Genomic DNA, 13,347 nt, shown 5'->3' with positions numbered 1-13,347 from the left:
GGAGAAGACCATGATAGGAAAAAAGAGGTTGCTGGGAGCCCTGGTTGCGGCCCTGCTTGGATTTAGCACCGGCAGTTTTGCCGAACAGATTATCACTGCTTCAGATCTGATCCAGCAGCCGGGCTACCAAACCAGTTGGAAAAATATGGTGAAGGGCCAGGCACAGTTACCGGGTTGGGCGCGCAAAGGGATCGGCACTTCCACACCAGCCGAAACCGTCACCTGGCAAGGGCAAAGCTACCAGATCGGTAACATCTGCAAGCCGCATGACTGCGCCAATAACTTTATGATTGTGGCTTTTAAAGCAGACAAGTCCCAGGCTTGGGGCGTGCGGATTGAAGTGCCCAATAAGCCGCAGGCCATTGACCATCCGAAGAAATACGCCAAATATCAATGGTTGGGTAAACCGGATGATCAGATGAAAGCGTTGCTGAAGAAACAGTTTGAGGGTAATCCAGACTGGAAGTAACGCTGCTGAGGGGCAAAGCTACGCGCCAAGGCCGTTAAGCGGGCGTAGCATGCTACGCCCCTGCTTGAGAGGTTTGCTACTATCAGCCGATCCCGGCCTGATGCAGGTCGTGCAGGTTGATTGCCCCTACCAGTACACCATCGATATCTACCACCGGAGCGGCGCTGATGTGCTGTTCGTGCAGCGCTTCCAGGGCTTCCCCGGCACGCCACTGTTCTGGCAAGCGGTAGCCGGGGCGAGTGATCGCCGGGCTGAGGCTATCATTGAGGCTATTACCCTTCACCAACCAGCGGCGCAGGTCACCGTCGGTAAACACGCCCACCACTTTTTGCTGTGCATCACATACGGCTACCAAGCCTAGTCCGGTACGGCTCAACTCCAGCATGGCTTCCATCACGTTGGCGCTTTCTTGCACCATCGGCAGGCGATCGCCAGTACGCATCAAATGATGGACGCGATTTAGCAGGCGAGCACCCAGGCTGCCACCTGGATGGGAGCGGGCAAAGTCTTCTGCATTAAAACCACGCTGGCGCATCAGGGCCATCGCTAATGCATCCCCCATCATCAGCGTAGTCACTCCGCTGGAGGTTGGTGCCAGGCCCATCGGGCAGGCTTCACGTTCAACGCTGATGTCCAACGTACAGGCAGCACCCAGCGCCAGTGGCGACTCTTTGCCACCGGTCATGGCAATGACTGGGATCTTGCTCTCTGCCAGCAGCGGCAGGATCAGATCCAGCTCTTTGGCGCGGCCGGAATAGGAGATGAAGATCACCACATCCTCGGCGCCGATCATCCCCAAATCGCCATGCAAGGCTTCCGCCGGATGGACGAAAAACGACGGGGTGCCGGTGCTGGCCAATGAAGCGGCAATCTTCTTGCCGATATGGCCGGATTTACCAATACCGGAAATCACCGCCTTGCCACGGCAGTTGAGCAGCAGTTCACAGGCTTGGACAAAGTTGTCATCCAGGCGTGTCAGCAGGCGCTGCGCTTCGGTCAGCTCAATTTCCAGCGTTTCACGGGCAAAGTTGAGCAGGGCAGTGGCATTACTCATCAAGTGGGTCTCCTACCAGAATGATATTGATACCTTTGGCCTGTAGCGCAGCCAGGTAATCCGGGTTGATGCCGTTATCGGTGATCAAAGTATCCACGACGCTCAGATCGCACACCACGTTAGGGCTTTTGCGGCCAAACTTCGAGGAATCGACCAGCAATACAATGCGGCTGGCGGCTTCACACATCGCCTTGCTGACATTATGCACCTCATTAAAGGTGGTGACACCCGCATTGAGGTCGACACCGTCGGCCCCAATAAACAGCTTGTCGAAGCTGAACTGCTGAAATGCCGATTCCGCCAGGCTGCCATGAAAGGAGGCAGATTTTTTCCGGTAGGTGCCGCCGGGCATCAGGATGGTTTGATCGTTATCCAGTTCCACCAGCGCGTTAACGATAGTCAGGCTGTTGGTCATCACGGTGATGTTATTGAACTGCGCCAGATGCGGCACCATCTGCAATACCGTGCTGCCCGCGTCAAAGATCAGTGAATCGCCATCGTCGATCAGCTTGATGGCCGCATAGGCGATCTGGCGTTTCTTTTCGGTGTTGATATGGGTTTTACGATCGATGGGCTGATCGCCATCGTCACGGCTAAGCACCACGCCGCCATAGGTGCGGATCACCTCGCCTTCTTCTTCCAGCAAGGTGAGATCTTTACGGATGGTGGTGCCGGTCGTGGAAAAATGCTCTGCCAGGGCATCCACTGCCGTTTTGCCATGCCGCTGCAAGTATTCGAGGATAGCGGCTTGCCGCTGCTTTGGTTTCATAGAGATCCCTGTTCACAAGAGTTGACCATTCCTCTCGGTGATATAGTTCACTATGAAAGGTAATGTCTTTTAATGTGAAAATATCATGATTTCGGTGCGATCGCTAACGATAGTGCAGTTTGGCATGCCCGATCCTCAGGGAAGATCACATCTGGGCAGAGTTGTTGTTGGTGCATGCCATGTAACTGCGTGAGTTGTTTCGGCTGGGCGAAGATGGTCAGGCCACGCATCAGCATGCTGCCACAGACTCGTTGTTGGGCATCAAACGCCAGCGCCAATACCACGCGAGGTTTGAACCTGCCCCCAGAACGGCCAACGCCTACGGTGCCCAACTGGCATAGGCTCTCGAACGCGCGGTTAAAGCGCTGGAGCTGCCACCAACCCAGGGCGATTTGCATCAGCCAGGCGATAACGGCGAAGGTAACTAGTGCGCTGGTCATACGGTTGTTCTCCTGTGTGAAAATAAAGGTGAGAGTCCGGTGATCGTCCCCTCACCCTAGCCCTCTCCCACAGGGAGAGGGGACTGTACGTGCCACGAATTAACTTTCGTACCTAGCCATTGAGCCTATGCCACAGATGATCTCCAGCACCTTACCGCGACACCGAACTGGCTCCCTCTCCCTAAAACAGGTGTGCATGAGGAGCACGGTCTATGCATTGGGAGAGGGTAGGGGTGAGGGGCTGCTAGGTGTTTTTCCTCTGGCCCCTAACCGATTAATATCAGAACATCACCTGGCCACCGGTAATGTTGATCGACTGGCCGGTGCAGTAAGAGGCTTTATCGCTGGCATAAAACAGCAGCGTGTTCAGCACGTCCTGGTAGTCACAGCCGCGTTTCAGCGGAACCTTATCGGTATAATACTTCTCGACCTCTTCAGGCTTGATCCCCAGCTTCTGCGCATATTGCGGCAATAGCGACTGGAACATCGGCGACTTCAACAGGTTACCGAGCATCAGGGAGTGCACGGTGATCCCGTAATCGGCCAGATCGAGCGCCAGCGACTGCGTCAATCCAACGCCACCGAACTTGGCGGCGCTGTAGCCGGAATTATGCTTACTGCCGACCTTGCCGGATTTAGAGTTGATTTGAATGATGCGTCCGGCGATACCGTCGCGGATCATCAGGCGAGAGAACTCGCGGGCACACAGGAAATAACCCACCAGGTTCACCTGCAAGGAGCGGTCAAAGTCCCCCAGTGGGAAATCGGTGATCGGCGCGGCTTTGGCAATCCCGGCGCTATACACCAACAGGTTTGTCTGACCGAAAGCCCGGTCAACCGCGCTAGCCAGCGCGATAACGCTGGCCTCATCGGTGGCATCGGCCTGGAAACCGATGGCGCGATCGGCCCCGAACTCCTGATTGATTTGCTGTGCCACCAGATTGGCGTTGTCGGCATTCAAATCGGCGACCGCAACGCGATAACCCGCTTCAGCCAGGCCATGGCACAGGAAAGCACCCAACGTTTGGCCACCGCCAATCACTACAGCTACTTCAGACATGATCTACTCCTTATGCGATAAATTTCAGTGTGCTGCCTAACGGGATATCAGCGGGCGTGCTGCCTATTACGTGGATCGTGCCAGGGAATTCAGCCTGAGTTTCTCCATCAAAACGTACGGTGATATGGCCCAATTCGCGCAGGTTCTGGGTGGCAACCTCTCCGACAGCGGTGATGGGGTAGCGCCGGTCGCCAAGCTCCATTACGCCCCCGGTTTGTAATTCACCGGCGGTCTCGCCGTGCTGGTGGATGAAGCAGTACTCTTCAATATCTGCCGGTGCGCCTTCGCGGAAGGTGATCAGCATGTTGTCCAACAGTGCGTCACGGGCGCAGCCGCCAATCTGGGTGATCGTGGTCTGGAAAATGGTGCTCATGGTTTTCCTCCGGGCAATTTATTGGTAGATAAAGGCCGATGCGGCCCAGGCGATCAGTACCGTAGGGGCGCCAGTGAGGAAGCGCCCAACCAATACCGAAGGGACGCCGACACGCACCGTATCCTGCTTGGCCTCTGCCAGGGACAGACCTACCGGGATAAAGTCACAGGCGGCCTGGGCGTTAATGGCGAACAGCGCCGGGAGCGCCAACTGAGGGGGGATATGGCCAAGACCAATCTGTACGCCCACCAACACGCCGATGACCTGAGCGATGACGGCGCCAGGGCCGAGGAACGGTGAAAGCAGGGGGAAGGAACAGATCAGCGCCAATGTCACCAAGCCGATTGGGCTGTTGGCCAGCGGCGTCAGGCCGTGGGCGATAAAGTCACCCAGACCAGAGGCCATGATGATGCCGATCAGCGCCGAGACGAAGGCCATAAACGGCAAAATGGTTTTTAACACGGTGTCGATGGTGTCACGTCCGGCCTGGAAAAATACCGCTACAACTGACCCCATACCCATCCCGACTTTTGCCAACAGGCCATCGCTCTGTTCGGTGATTTTTTTGCTGGTATCGTAGTCACGTACCTTTGGTTGTGGCTGTTTTTCAGTGGGCAGAGGAGTTTCAGACCCTTGTGCAACCTCAATCAGGCTGATGTTGTTTTCCCGCACGCCGGAAACGTAAATATCCTCCAGAATAAACTGCGCCAGCGGGCCAGAACGGCCAGTTGAATGAATATTGATGGTTGGGATGCGGCGTTTAGGGTAGATGCCACAACGCAACGTCCCCCCACAGTCAATAATCGCCAGGCCAATCTCTTCCGCCGGTGGTTCGCCTTCTTTGAAACCGTCGACCGCAGGCCAGCCGGTTAAATCGCTGAGCTTATCGACGATCGCCGGACGGGTACCAGCGGTGATATAGACGATTTTCTTACCGGGTTCGATAGGTAACTGTAGTGGGCCACCCCACCCGCCAGCACCTTTCTCAATACGGATATAAGCACTCATGCTGCGCTCCACAAATTAAAGTTGAACCTGGCGATCCAGTTGGATGCCCATCTTGCGTTCAAACACGCTGGTGGTGAGATCGGTGATCCAACCGCGGAAGAAGTTGGTGAACAGCCCAACCAGGAAATAACTCACTGCCAGAGGGGCCAACGGCAAGCCAAGCGTGGTCAAACCGCTGGCAATTCCGAGGTAAACGAACAGTTCGCCAGGGTTGATATGGGGGAACAGGCCGTTCATGGAGTGGCAACTGTAGGAGGCTGCGGCGTAATAACTGGGTTTATATTTCTCTGGCATAAAACGTCCGAGACTCAACGTCATCGGATTACAAAACACAAAGGTGCCGATCAGGGGGAGTAGCAGGTAGCGTGAAACCGGGTTACCGGCACAGCGCTGTGCCAAGCGTTCGATACGTTCCTGGCCAACAAAGTTGATCAACGCGTTCATGATAACTAACAGGCTGATCAACAACGGTAAAATGCCGGTCACCATACCGACAAACACTTCTCCGCCTTTTTGGAACAGGCCGATAAACCATTCGGCTCCGTGGGTTATTAGCTCAATCATTTTTTTCTCCTGTGATGGATGCTATGGCCTGGAGCGAAGTGCGGCTCTGTCGCCATGGGTCATACAGTAACCACTTTGCTGCGGTTTTTGTTTTAAATGGATCACACTTTGAAAGATAAATATTTTATTGTGAAAGTTAAAGATGAAAGAAAAGTAATTAATGATGAAAGGAGAGAGGGGCGAGGGCATGAAAAAGGCCCAGCAGAGCTGAGCCTTGAAGACTAATAATTTGATAAATAACGATTAAGCGATGGTAACGCTGTTGTCGAGATAGGTGTCCTGCACGGCATTGATCAGGGCGATGCCATCCTTCATCGATTTCTTGAACGCTTTACGCCCCAGGATCAGGCCCATCCCGCCAGCCCGCTTGTTGATCACGGCGGTACGCACTGACTCTTGCAGATCGTTTTCCCCTGCCGCGCCGCCAGAGTTGATTAAACCAGCACGGCCCATGTAGCAGTTTGCCAACTGGTAGCGCACCAGATCGATTGGGTGATCGGTGGTCAGCTTGTCATAGACGCGATCGTCGGTATAACCGAATTTCACCGCACGGTAGCCGCCGTTGTTCTCGGCCATTTTCTGTTTAACGATATCGGCACCGATGGTGGCCGCAATGTGGTTGGCTTGGCCGGTCAGATCGGCGCTGGAATGATAATCGACGCCATCCTTGTTGAACGCAGGGTTACGTAGATAGGCCCACAATACGGTCACCATGCCCAGTTCGTGAGCGCGCTCAAAGGCAATCGAGATTTCTTCAATCTGGCGGCGTGATTGCTCAGAACCGAAGTAAATGGTTGCACCAACCGCCACCGCACCCATGTTGAACGCCTGCTCAACGCTGGCATACAGGGTCTGGTCGTATTGCGTTGGATAGCTCAGGGTCTCGTTGTGGTTCAGTTTGACCAGAAACGGGATCTTGTGGGCGTAGCGGCGGGAGACCGAAGCCAGCACGCCGTAAGTGGATGCCACGCAGTTACACCCGGCTTCGATAGCCAGTTCAACGATATTTTTCGGATCAAAATAGAGCGGGTTGGCGGCAAACGAGGCCCCGGCAGAGTGCTCCACCCCCTGATCGACCGGCAGGATAGACAGGTAACCGGTGCCCGCCAGGCGGCCATGGTTGAGCAAGGTTTGCATTGAGCGCAGCACGCTGTTTGGGCGGTTGTTGTCGATCATCACCCGATCAACAAAGTCGCCACCGGGCAGGTACAGATTTTCCGCAGGGATGGTGGCGCAGCGGTGCTGCAAAAGGTCTTCCGCTTCCTTACCTAACAATTGTGCAATATCCGTCATGATTCACTCCCGTTAAAGCTTCCTATACACCGGTAACTCTGGGTATTTGGCCACCGGCGTAGTCAAAAGCGGTGATTGAAGCTATGCAAAAGATACTAATCAAAACCTGATGGTGCGAAGAGACAATAGGTGCGATTGAGAAGAAATGCTATTTAGAAAGCAAAATTTGCGAGTGAGCGCTTGTTGATGGTGTCCCCTTTCCTGATCGGAGAGGGGAATTGCTTTTATTCGGCTTCAAACCAGTCGGTGTTTTGCAGGGCAATCGGGGTGATCGAGTAGATCATCTCTTGTAAATGCTCGTGAATAGCCCGCTCCGCCGCATCTGGATCCTGGGCTTTCAGTGCCTCAAAAATGCGGTAATGCTGGTGGATCAGATTCTCCGGCGGTGACACTTCGCTCAGGCTGAGGAAGCGCACCCGATCCATCGTCGCTTTGATGGTCTCGATGGTTTCCCACGCCAGGGCACAGTTGGCCATTTGCGTCAGCAGATGGTGGAATTCGTCGTCCAGCGCCAAAAACTCACGGATCTGATTATTCTGTGCCGCCAGCTCCTGGCGATGCAGGTTATGCTCCAGCGTCATCAACTGCTCGGGGGTGATGGTGGTGGCAACTCGCCGCACGATGGCACATTCCACCGCCTGACGGATAAAGCGCCCGTCGGCCACTCGTTTGGCGGAAATTTTCATCACGAAGGTACCGCGTTGCGGCAAGATCTGCACCAGCCCCGCTTCAGCCAGTTTGATGAAGGCCTCGCGCACCGGTTGGCGTGAAACGCTGAAACGGGTGGAGATCTCTTTCTCGGAAAGCAACGTGCCCGGAGGGATGGTGCAATCGACGATATCTTTGCGCAGGAAACGATAGATCTGCTGATTGACCGGGACATTATTCGTGAGGACGTACGATTCTGACATGGCGACAATCAATATATGAGAGTAGTAGTGAATGCCACCATACTAGCAGATTAACCTGTGAAAGAGGGCGGATAAATCCACCCGCATTCTATGCTTTGCTCTTAGCGCGCCAGCACTCTTGCCACCGTTGCTTTCGCTCCCCGCGCCAACAGCGCCAGATAAGCGTTGGTCACGGCATTGACGAAACGTTGGTTATCCGGCAGGTCGCGTCCGAATACCGAGGTCATTTGCAGTAACGCCATCACGCGAGGCTCACCTTCAGCACTGTTGGCGACGCGACGGGCAATTTCCTCACGCAATGGATCGCTGATGTCGATCGGTTGACCCTGTTCGTCCTTACCGCCGACGTAACGCATCCAACCCGCTACGCCCAGCGCCAGACAGTCAAAATCACTATCGTTGGCCAGATGCCAGCGCACCGAGTCCAGCATGCGCTGCGGCAGCTTTTGCGTACCGTCCATGGCGATTTGCCATGTGCGGTGCTTCAACGCCGTGTTGCGATAGCGTGCCAGCAGGGAATCGGCGTATTTCTCCAGATCGGTGCCCGGGGTGTTCAGCGTGGGAGCCTGCTCAGCCAGCATCAGATGGCGGGCGGCATTGACGTAATGCGCATCCTGCATACAGTCGCTGATATGTTGGTAACCGGCTAAATAACCCAGATAGGCCAGGAACGAGTGGCTACCGTTCAGCATACGCAGCTTCATCTCTTCGAACGGCAAAACATCGCTGACCAGTTCGGCACCGGCTTGTTCCCATGCCGGGCGGCCCGCGACAAAATTGTCCTCAATCACCCATTGGCGGAACGGCTCGCAGGCTACGGCTGCCGGATCCTGCACGCCGGTTTGCTGTGCGACCTGGGCCAGGGTGTCTGGCGTCACAGCTGGCACGATGCGATCGACCATGGTGGAAGGGAAGGTGACGTGGGTTTCGATCCACGTTGCCAACGCCGGATCGAGCGCTTTGGCATAGGCGGTGATCACGTTACGGGTGACATGGCCGTTTTCCGGCATATTGTCGCAAGACATTACGCTGAATGCAGATTGCCCGGCCGCTTTACGCTGAGCTAAGGCTGCGACGATGACCCCAACGGCGCTCTGCGGATGATGCGGATTAGCCAGATCCCGCATAATCAACGGATGATCCAGCTGCAACTGGCCGGTGGCGGGGGAATGACAGTAGCCTTTTTCGGTGATGGTCATGGACACAATCGCCACTTCGGGCTGGGCCAGGGCCTGGAATACGGCGTCCAGCCCGTCAACTTGCGCATGTAGCGCCTGTTTTACTACGCCCACCACTCTGCATTGCCAGGCATCGGCTGACATCTCTGCCACGCTGTAGAGCATATCTTGCTGTTTGAGATCGGCGATTTGCTGTTCGCCACCGATCAGGTTGATTTCGCAATATCCCCAGTCGCTGCCGTGCTCCTGTGCCAGGATATCGGCGTATAGCGCCTGGTGGGCGCGATGAAAGGCACCAAAGCCCAGATGAACCAGGCGCGGAACCAGTTTGCTACGATCGTACTGCGGAACAATGGCGTTGGCGGCTAACAGCTTGGTATTCATGTTAACACTCACTGTGTAATGGTCTGATTGCCGCAGAACCTTCTCTGCGGCAGAAAATTGAAGGGGATTAATGACTGCTGACGCGTTGGGCTATCGGCAGCGCAGGGCTTTCTGCGGCATCTTCCGCCAGGCTCAGGTCGCGATCTCTGACTTCTGGCATCAATATCGCGGCCAGCAAGCCGATAACGGAGTAAACGATCATCATGACGGCGATTGGCCACCAGGAGTCGGTCATATTGCAGAAGATACCGGCCAATACCGGGCCGAAGCCGACCGCCACCAAACCACCGGCCTCTTTGGAGATTGCCATGCGGGTAAAACGGTTACGTGAACCAAACATTTCCGCCATGGTGATGTTTTCCAGCGCAAACAGGCCCAGCACCGCGACGTTATGGATAATAATGATCGAGGCCATAATCACGTTCACCTCATTGGTCTTATCCACAATCATCGAAATCATTGGGTAAGCCAGAATGATGGCGGAGATATTGACCAGGATATAAGGCACCCGGCGGCCGATCTTGTCGGAGAGCCAGCCAAGGAACGGGATGGTAATAAAGCCAATGGCGGAGCTGATCATCAAGGCGTCGGTAGGGATAGCCTTCTCAAACAGCAGGGTTTGCACCAGATAACCGGCCAGGAAGGTCTGGATCAGACCGGAGTTGCCTGCCTGGCCAAAACGCAGCCCGGTAGCCAGCCAGAAGGATTTGCTGCTGAACATCGCCGACAGCGAATGGGTATTGTCAGCCACGGCGTGAGCCGGTGTTGCGGTGGTGCTGTCGTCGTTAACCTTTTCAAACACCGGGCTTTCTTTCAGGTTCATACGCAGCCAGATGGCGAACAGCATGACGACCACGCTGGCCAGGAAAGGTACGCGCCAACCCCAGGCCAGCAGCTCTTCTTTAGACAGGAAGAAGAACATGACGGCCCAGATTGCAGTTGCCGACAGCGTGCCACAGTTGGTGCCCATGGCAACCAGGGAAGAGATAATCCCGCGTTTACCCTTAGGCGCATATTCCGCCAGCATGGTTCCGGCTCCGGATATTTCCGCACCGGCACCCAGCCCTTGAATAATACGCAGTAACACCAGTAATAGAGGGGCGAAAATACCGATTTGCGCATAGGTTGGCAGCACGCCGATTAAGGTGGTGCAGATCCCCATCATGGTAATGGTAATAAACAGCACCCTTTTACGGCCGATGGTATCCCCCATGCGTCCAAAGAAGAAGGCACCCGCGATACGGGCGATATAACCCGCGCCGTAGGTTCCCATCGCCAAGATTAACGCCATGGCGGCAGACTGTTCCGGGAAAAATATTTCATGGAAGACTAATGCTGCACCTAGCGAATAAAGCTGAAAATCCATAAATTCCAGTGCGGTACCAAGCCAGCCGGAAACGGCTGCCTTGATCAGATCCGAGGTACTTCTTTCCGGCTGAGTGTTGTCAATTTTTGCGTTCATCATTGTTCTGTTCTCTGCAAATTGTTGTTGTAAGGACGGCAAAGATTAGGGTCAGAAGCCCCTGTTTCTCTCCAGCTACAGCAGGCCGTAGCTGGAAAGTGGTCAGGTCAGAATTTCAGTAAAACCTTACAGCACTGCTTTTGGTCTTTTTCGAAGATCTCCATCGCTTCAAGCACTTGCGTAAACGTAAACTGATGGGTGATCAACTTCTCTGGTTGGATCTGGCGTTGCGTCATCCAGGCAATCACCTGCGGGAAGCGGTTGCTGTTGAGGCGGGAGCTGTAAATCGAGATCTCTTTGCTGGTAATGGCTTGCTGGCTGATCACGCAGGGCTCGGCAGAGAAGCCCATAATGCCAATGCGTGCGGCGGGAGAAGCCAAGCCGATCGCCTCCGGCAGAATGGCCGGGTGGCAGGCAGCATCGATGATCAGCGTTGGCCGGATGCCGAGTTTTTGTAACTCGTTGGCCAAATCAAGCTGGCTGTTGTTGATTACCACATCCGCGCCGTTGGCGGTGGCCATAGCCAGGCGCTCATCGATACGGTCAGCCACCACAATCTGTTTAACGCCGTAAACGCCGCGCAGTGCCTGAATAGAGGTGAGGCCCATCGGCCCGGCACCATACACCAATGCCACATCTAACGGGCCAGGTTGCAGTTGGCTACAGATGTTGGCAGCAATGGTGAAGGGTTCGACCATCGTGGCTTCGTTGTCTGGAATGCTGTCCGGCACCCGATGGGCATTTTGAGCCGGTAGCGTCACATATTCGCTGAATCCGCCGTCACGGTGCACGCCAATAACCTGCAGTTCGGTGCAGACGTTCGGCCTGCCCACCGAGCAGGGATAGCAATGGCCGCAGCTGACGACCGGATCGCCCACCACGCGTTCGCCGATGCGTGACGGGTCGACACCTTCGCCAATAGCGTCGATATGGCCAAAGAATTCATGGCCGATCACGCGCGGGTATTTGGCAAACGGGTTATGGCCACGGTAGATATGCACGTCGGAACCGCAGATCCCGGCGCTAGCCACACGGATCCGGACTTCACCCTGCTGCGGTGAGGGCAACGGGCGTTCTTCAATCACCAATTGCCCTGGCTGTTGAACAGTAATGCTTTTCATAGAAACTCCTCGGTTTACCAGTTCCACAGGGTGCCGTCTTCCAGGCGCGCTACCGGTAGGTAGGCCGGATCGTAGGGATATTTGGCAGCCAGTTTTTCGTCAAACTCGATGCCCAACCCTGGTTTTTCGCCTGGATGCATATAGCCGTTGTCAAACGTCCAGTTATGTGGGAACACTTCCAGCATCTGTTCGGAGTAGCCCATATATTCCTGCACGCCGAAGTTCGGCACCCACAGGTCAAAGTGCAACGCCGCCGCCATGCAGATTGGTGAAAGATCGGAAGGGCCGTGTGAGCCGGTACGCACCTGATACAGCGAAGCGAAATCGGCGATACGGCGCATGCCGGTGATGCCCCCGGCGTGGGTGATGGTGGTGCGGATGTAATCGATCAGTTGCTCTTCAATCAGCTGTTTGCAGTCCCAGATGCTGTTGAACACCTCACCGACCGCAATCGGGGTCACGGTATGCTGGCGGATCAGGCGGAAGCACTCCTGGTTTTCGGCCGGGGTAGGATCTTCCATCCAGAACAGGCGATATTGCTCAACGCTTTTGCCAAAGCGGGCCGCTTCGATCGGCGTCAGGCGGTGATGCATGTCATGCAGCAGATGTTCGTCAAAACCGAATTTGTCACGCACGGCTTCAAACAGTTTAGGGGTGAAATCGAGGTATTTCTCGGTTGACCACAGCTGCTCTTCCGGCCAGTTACCTTTGGTCGCAGGTTCATACGCCAGGCCTTTGCCCTTGGCCATGCCGTAGGTGGTTTTCATCCCAGGTACGCCACATTGAGCGCGGATCGCCTTGAAGCCCAGTTCCTTGTGCTTGGCATAATCGTCCAGCACTTCGTCAATCGAGTGGCCGGTGGTGTGGCAATACACCATGACGCCGGTACGTGAAGCGCCACCCAGCAACTGGTACAACGGCATATTGGCCGCTTTGGCCTTGATATCCCACAATGCCGTATCCACCGCAGAGATTGCCGACATAGTCACCGGGCCACGGCGCCAGTAAGCACCTTTGTAGAAGTACTGCCAGATATCTTCGATCTGGTGAGCATCGCGGCCAATCAGCTGCGGGCAGACGTGGTCTTCCAGATAAGACGCGACCGGCAGTTCGCGGCCATTCAGGGTTGCATCGCCGATCCCGGTTAGCCCGCAGTCGGTAGTGATCTTCAGGGTGACGAAATTTCTTCCAGGGCAGGTGACAAACACCTCGGCTTTAACAATTTTCATGACTTCCACATCCTGTTGTTGCTGATAACGTA

The 13,347-nt window shown here is 55.2% G+C and carries 14 protein-coding genes; 1 reads left to right on the top strand and 13 read right to left on the bottom strand.

Going from position 1 to position 13,347, the window contains the following annotated elements:
* The first annotated feature begins 10 nt into the window (after positions 1-10).
* Complete coding sequence (locus N6G83_RS26695; RefSeq protein ID WP_065686575.1) at positions 11-469, top strand: inhibitor of vertebrate lysozyme family protein; 459 nt, start codon at positions 11-13, stop codon at positions 467-469.
* An 82-nt stretch (positions 470-551) separates the two neighbouring features.
* Here N6G83_RS26695 and gutQ read toward each other — a convergent pair whose 3' ends face one another.
* From gutQ to manD, 13 genes are all read right to left on the bottom strand, one after another.
* A complete protein-coding gene (gene gutQ / locus N6G83_RS26690) occupies positions 552-1,523 on the bottom strand; it encodes an arabinose-5-phosphate isomerase GutQ (RefSeq protein ID WP_065686574.1) in 972 nt (323 codons plus the stop codon).
* Entirely contained in the window at positions 1,516-2,292 is a 777-nt protein-coding gene (locus tag N6G83_RS26685; RefSeq protein ID WP_021178807.1) for a DNA-binding transcriptional repressor, read from the bottom strand. Before N6G83_RS26685 ends, gutQ begins: the two co-directional genes overlap by 8 nt.
* 83 nt (positions 2,293-2,375) lie before the next feature.
* Positions 2,376-2,732, bottom strand: coding sequence for a transcriptional regulator GutM (gutM, locus tag N6G83_RS26680; protein WP_024527023.1), 357 nt, complete (start codon positions 2,730-2,732; stop codon positions 2,376-2,378).
* Between the two features lie 280 nt (positions 2,733-3,012).
* Complete coding sequence (srlD, locus tag N6G83_RS26675) at positions 3,013-3,792, bottom strand: sorbitol-6-phosphate dehydrogenase (RefSeq protein ID WP_024527024.1); 780 nt, start codon at positions 3,790-3,792, stop codon at positions 3,013-3,015.
* Between the two features lie 10 nt (positions 3,793-3,802).
* Positions 3,803-4,165: a PTS glucitol/sorbitol transporter subunit IIA gene (srlB, locus tag N6G83_RS26670; protein WP_211135643.1), complete on the bottom strand. Its 363-nt coding sequence runs from the start codon at positions 4,163-4,165 to the stop codon at positions 3,803-3,805.
* Between the two features lie 18 nt (positions 4,166-4,183).
* Positions 4,184-5,173, bottom strand: coding sequence for a PTS glucitol/sorbitol transporter subunit IIB (locus N6G83_RS26665; RefSeq protein ID WP_024527025.1), 990 nt, complete (start codon positions 5,171-5,173; stop codon positions 4,184-4,186).
* Positions 5,174-5,188: 15 nt separating this feature from the next.
* Positions 5,189-5,737 (bottom strand): PTS glucitol/sorbitol transporter subunit IIC, encoded by a 549-nt coding sequence (locus N6G83_RS26660; RefSeq protein WP_021178802.1) that lies wholly within the window; start codon positions 5,735-5,737, stop codon positions 5,189-5,191.
* A 243-nt stretch (positions 5,738-5,980) separates the two neighbouring features.
* Positions 5,981-7,030 carry a class I fructose-bisphosphate aldolase gene (gene fbaB, locus N6G83_RS26655; RefSeq protein WP_211135642.1) on the bottom strand — a complete coding sequence of 350 codons (1,050 nt, stop codon included), beginning with the start codon at positions 7,028-7,030 and terminating at the stop codon, positions 5,981-5,983.
* Between the two features lie 224 nt (positions 7,031-7,254).
* Entirely contained in the window at positions 7,255-7,941 is a 687-nt protein-coding gene (locus N6G83_RS26650) for a GntR family transcriptional regulator (protein ID WP_024527027.1), read from the bottom strand.
* A 101-nt stretch (positions 7,942-8,042) separates the two neighbouring features.
* A complete protein-coding gene (locus N6G83_RS26645) occupies positions 8,043-9,503 on the bottom strand; it encodes a mannitol dehydrogenase family protein (protein WP_211135641.1) in 1,461 nt (486 codons plus the stop codon).
* Between the two features lie 67 nt (positions 9,504-9,570).
* Entirely contained in the window at positions 9,571-10,965 is a 1,395-nt protein-coding gene (locus N6G83_RS26640; protein ID WP_024527029.1) for an MFS transporter, read from the bottom strand.
* Positions 10,966-11,072: 107 nt separating this feature from the next.
* Positions 11,073-12,086: a Zn-dependent oxidoreductase gene (locus N6G83_RS26635; protein ID WP_211135640.1), complete on the bottom strand. Its 1,014-nt coding sequence runs from the start codon at positions 12,084-12,086 to the stop codon at positions 11,073-11,075.
* A gap of 14 nt (positions 12,087-12,100) precedes the next feature.
* Complete coding sequence (manD, locus tag N6G83_RS26630; protein ID WP_024486179.1) at positions 12,101-13,315, bottom strand: D-mannonate dehydratase ManD; 1,215 nt, start codon at positions 13,313-13,315, stop codon at positions 12,101-12,103.
* Positions 13,316-13,347 lie beyond the last annotated feature (32 nt).

This window comes from Serratia sp. PL7 (assembly GCF_945957435.1).
This window is presented reverse-complemented; position numbering and strand designations above follow the sequence as displayed.

What these genes read in the sequence shown, in the direction of transcription:
- fbaB (WP_211135642.1), bottom strand. Translation starts at nt 7,030, where the DNA reads ATGACGGATATTGCACAATTGTTAGGTAAGGAAGCGGAAGACCTTTTG.
- N6G83_RS26650 (WP_024527027.1), bottom strand. Translation starts at nt 7,941, where the DNA reads ATGTCAGAATCGTACGTCCTCACGAATAATGTCCCGGTCAATCAGCAG.
- N6G83_RS26665 (WP_024527025.1), bottom strand. Translation starts at nt 5,173, where the DNA reads ATGAGTGCTTATATCCGTATTGAGAAAGGTGCTGGCGGGTGGGGTGGC.
- srlD (WP_024527024.1), bottom strand. Translation starts at nt 3,792, where the DNA reads ATGTCTGAAGTAGCTGTAGTGATTGGCGGTGGCCAAACGTTGGGTGCT.
- N6G83_RS26640 (WP_024527029.1), bottom strand. Translation starts at nt 10,965, where the DNA reads ATGAACGCAAAAATTGACAACACTCAGCCGGAAAGAAGTACCTCGGAT.
- N6G83_RS26685 (WP_021178807.1), bottom strand. Translation starts at nt 2,292, where the DNA reads ATGAAACCAAAGCAGCGGCAAGCCGCTATCCTCGAATACTTGCAGCGG.
- N6G83_RS26645 (WP_211135641.1), bottom strand. Translation starts at nt 9,503, where the DNA reads ATGAATACCAAGCTGTTAGCCGCCAACGCCATTGTTCCGCAGTACGAT.
- N6G83_RS26635 (WP_211135640.1), bottom strand. Translation starts at nt 12,086, where the DNA reads ATGAAAAGCATTACTGTTCAACAGCCAGGGCAATTGGTGATTGAAGAA.
- N6G83_RS26695 (WP_065686575.1), top strand. Translation starts at nt 11, where the DNA reads ATGATAGGAAAAAAGAGGTTGCTGGGAGCCCTGGTTGCGGCCCTGCTT.
- manD (WP_024486179.1), bottom strand. Translation starts at nt 13,315, where the DNA reads ATGAAAATTGTTAAAGCCGAGGTGTTTGTCACCTGCCCTGGAAGAAAT.
- srlB (WP_211135643.1), bottom strand. Translation starts at nt 4,165, where the DNA reads ATGAGCACCATTTTCCAGACCACGATCACCCAGATTGGCGGCTGCGCC.
- N6G83_RS26660 (WP_021178802.1), bottom strand. Translation starts at nt 5,737, where the DNA reads ATGATTGAGCTAATAACCCACGGAGCCGAATGGTTTATCGGCCTGTTC.
- gutM (WP_024527023.1), bottom strand. Translation starts at nt 2,732, where the DNA reads ATGACCAGCGCACTAGTTACCTTCGCCGTTATCGCCTGGCTGATGCAA.
- gutQ (WP_065686574.1), bottom strand. Translation starts at nt 1,523, where the DNA reads ATGAGTAATGCCACTGCCCTGCTCAACTTTGCCCGTGAAACGCTGGAA.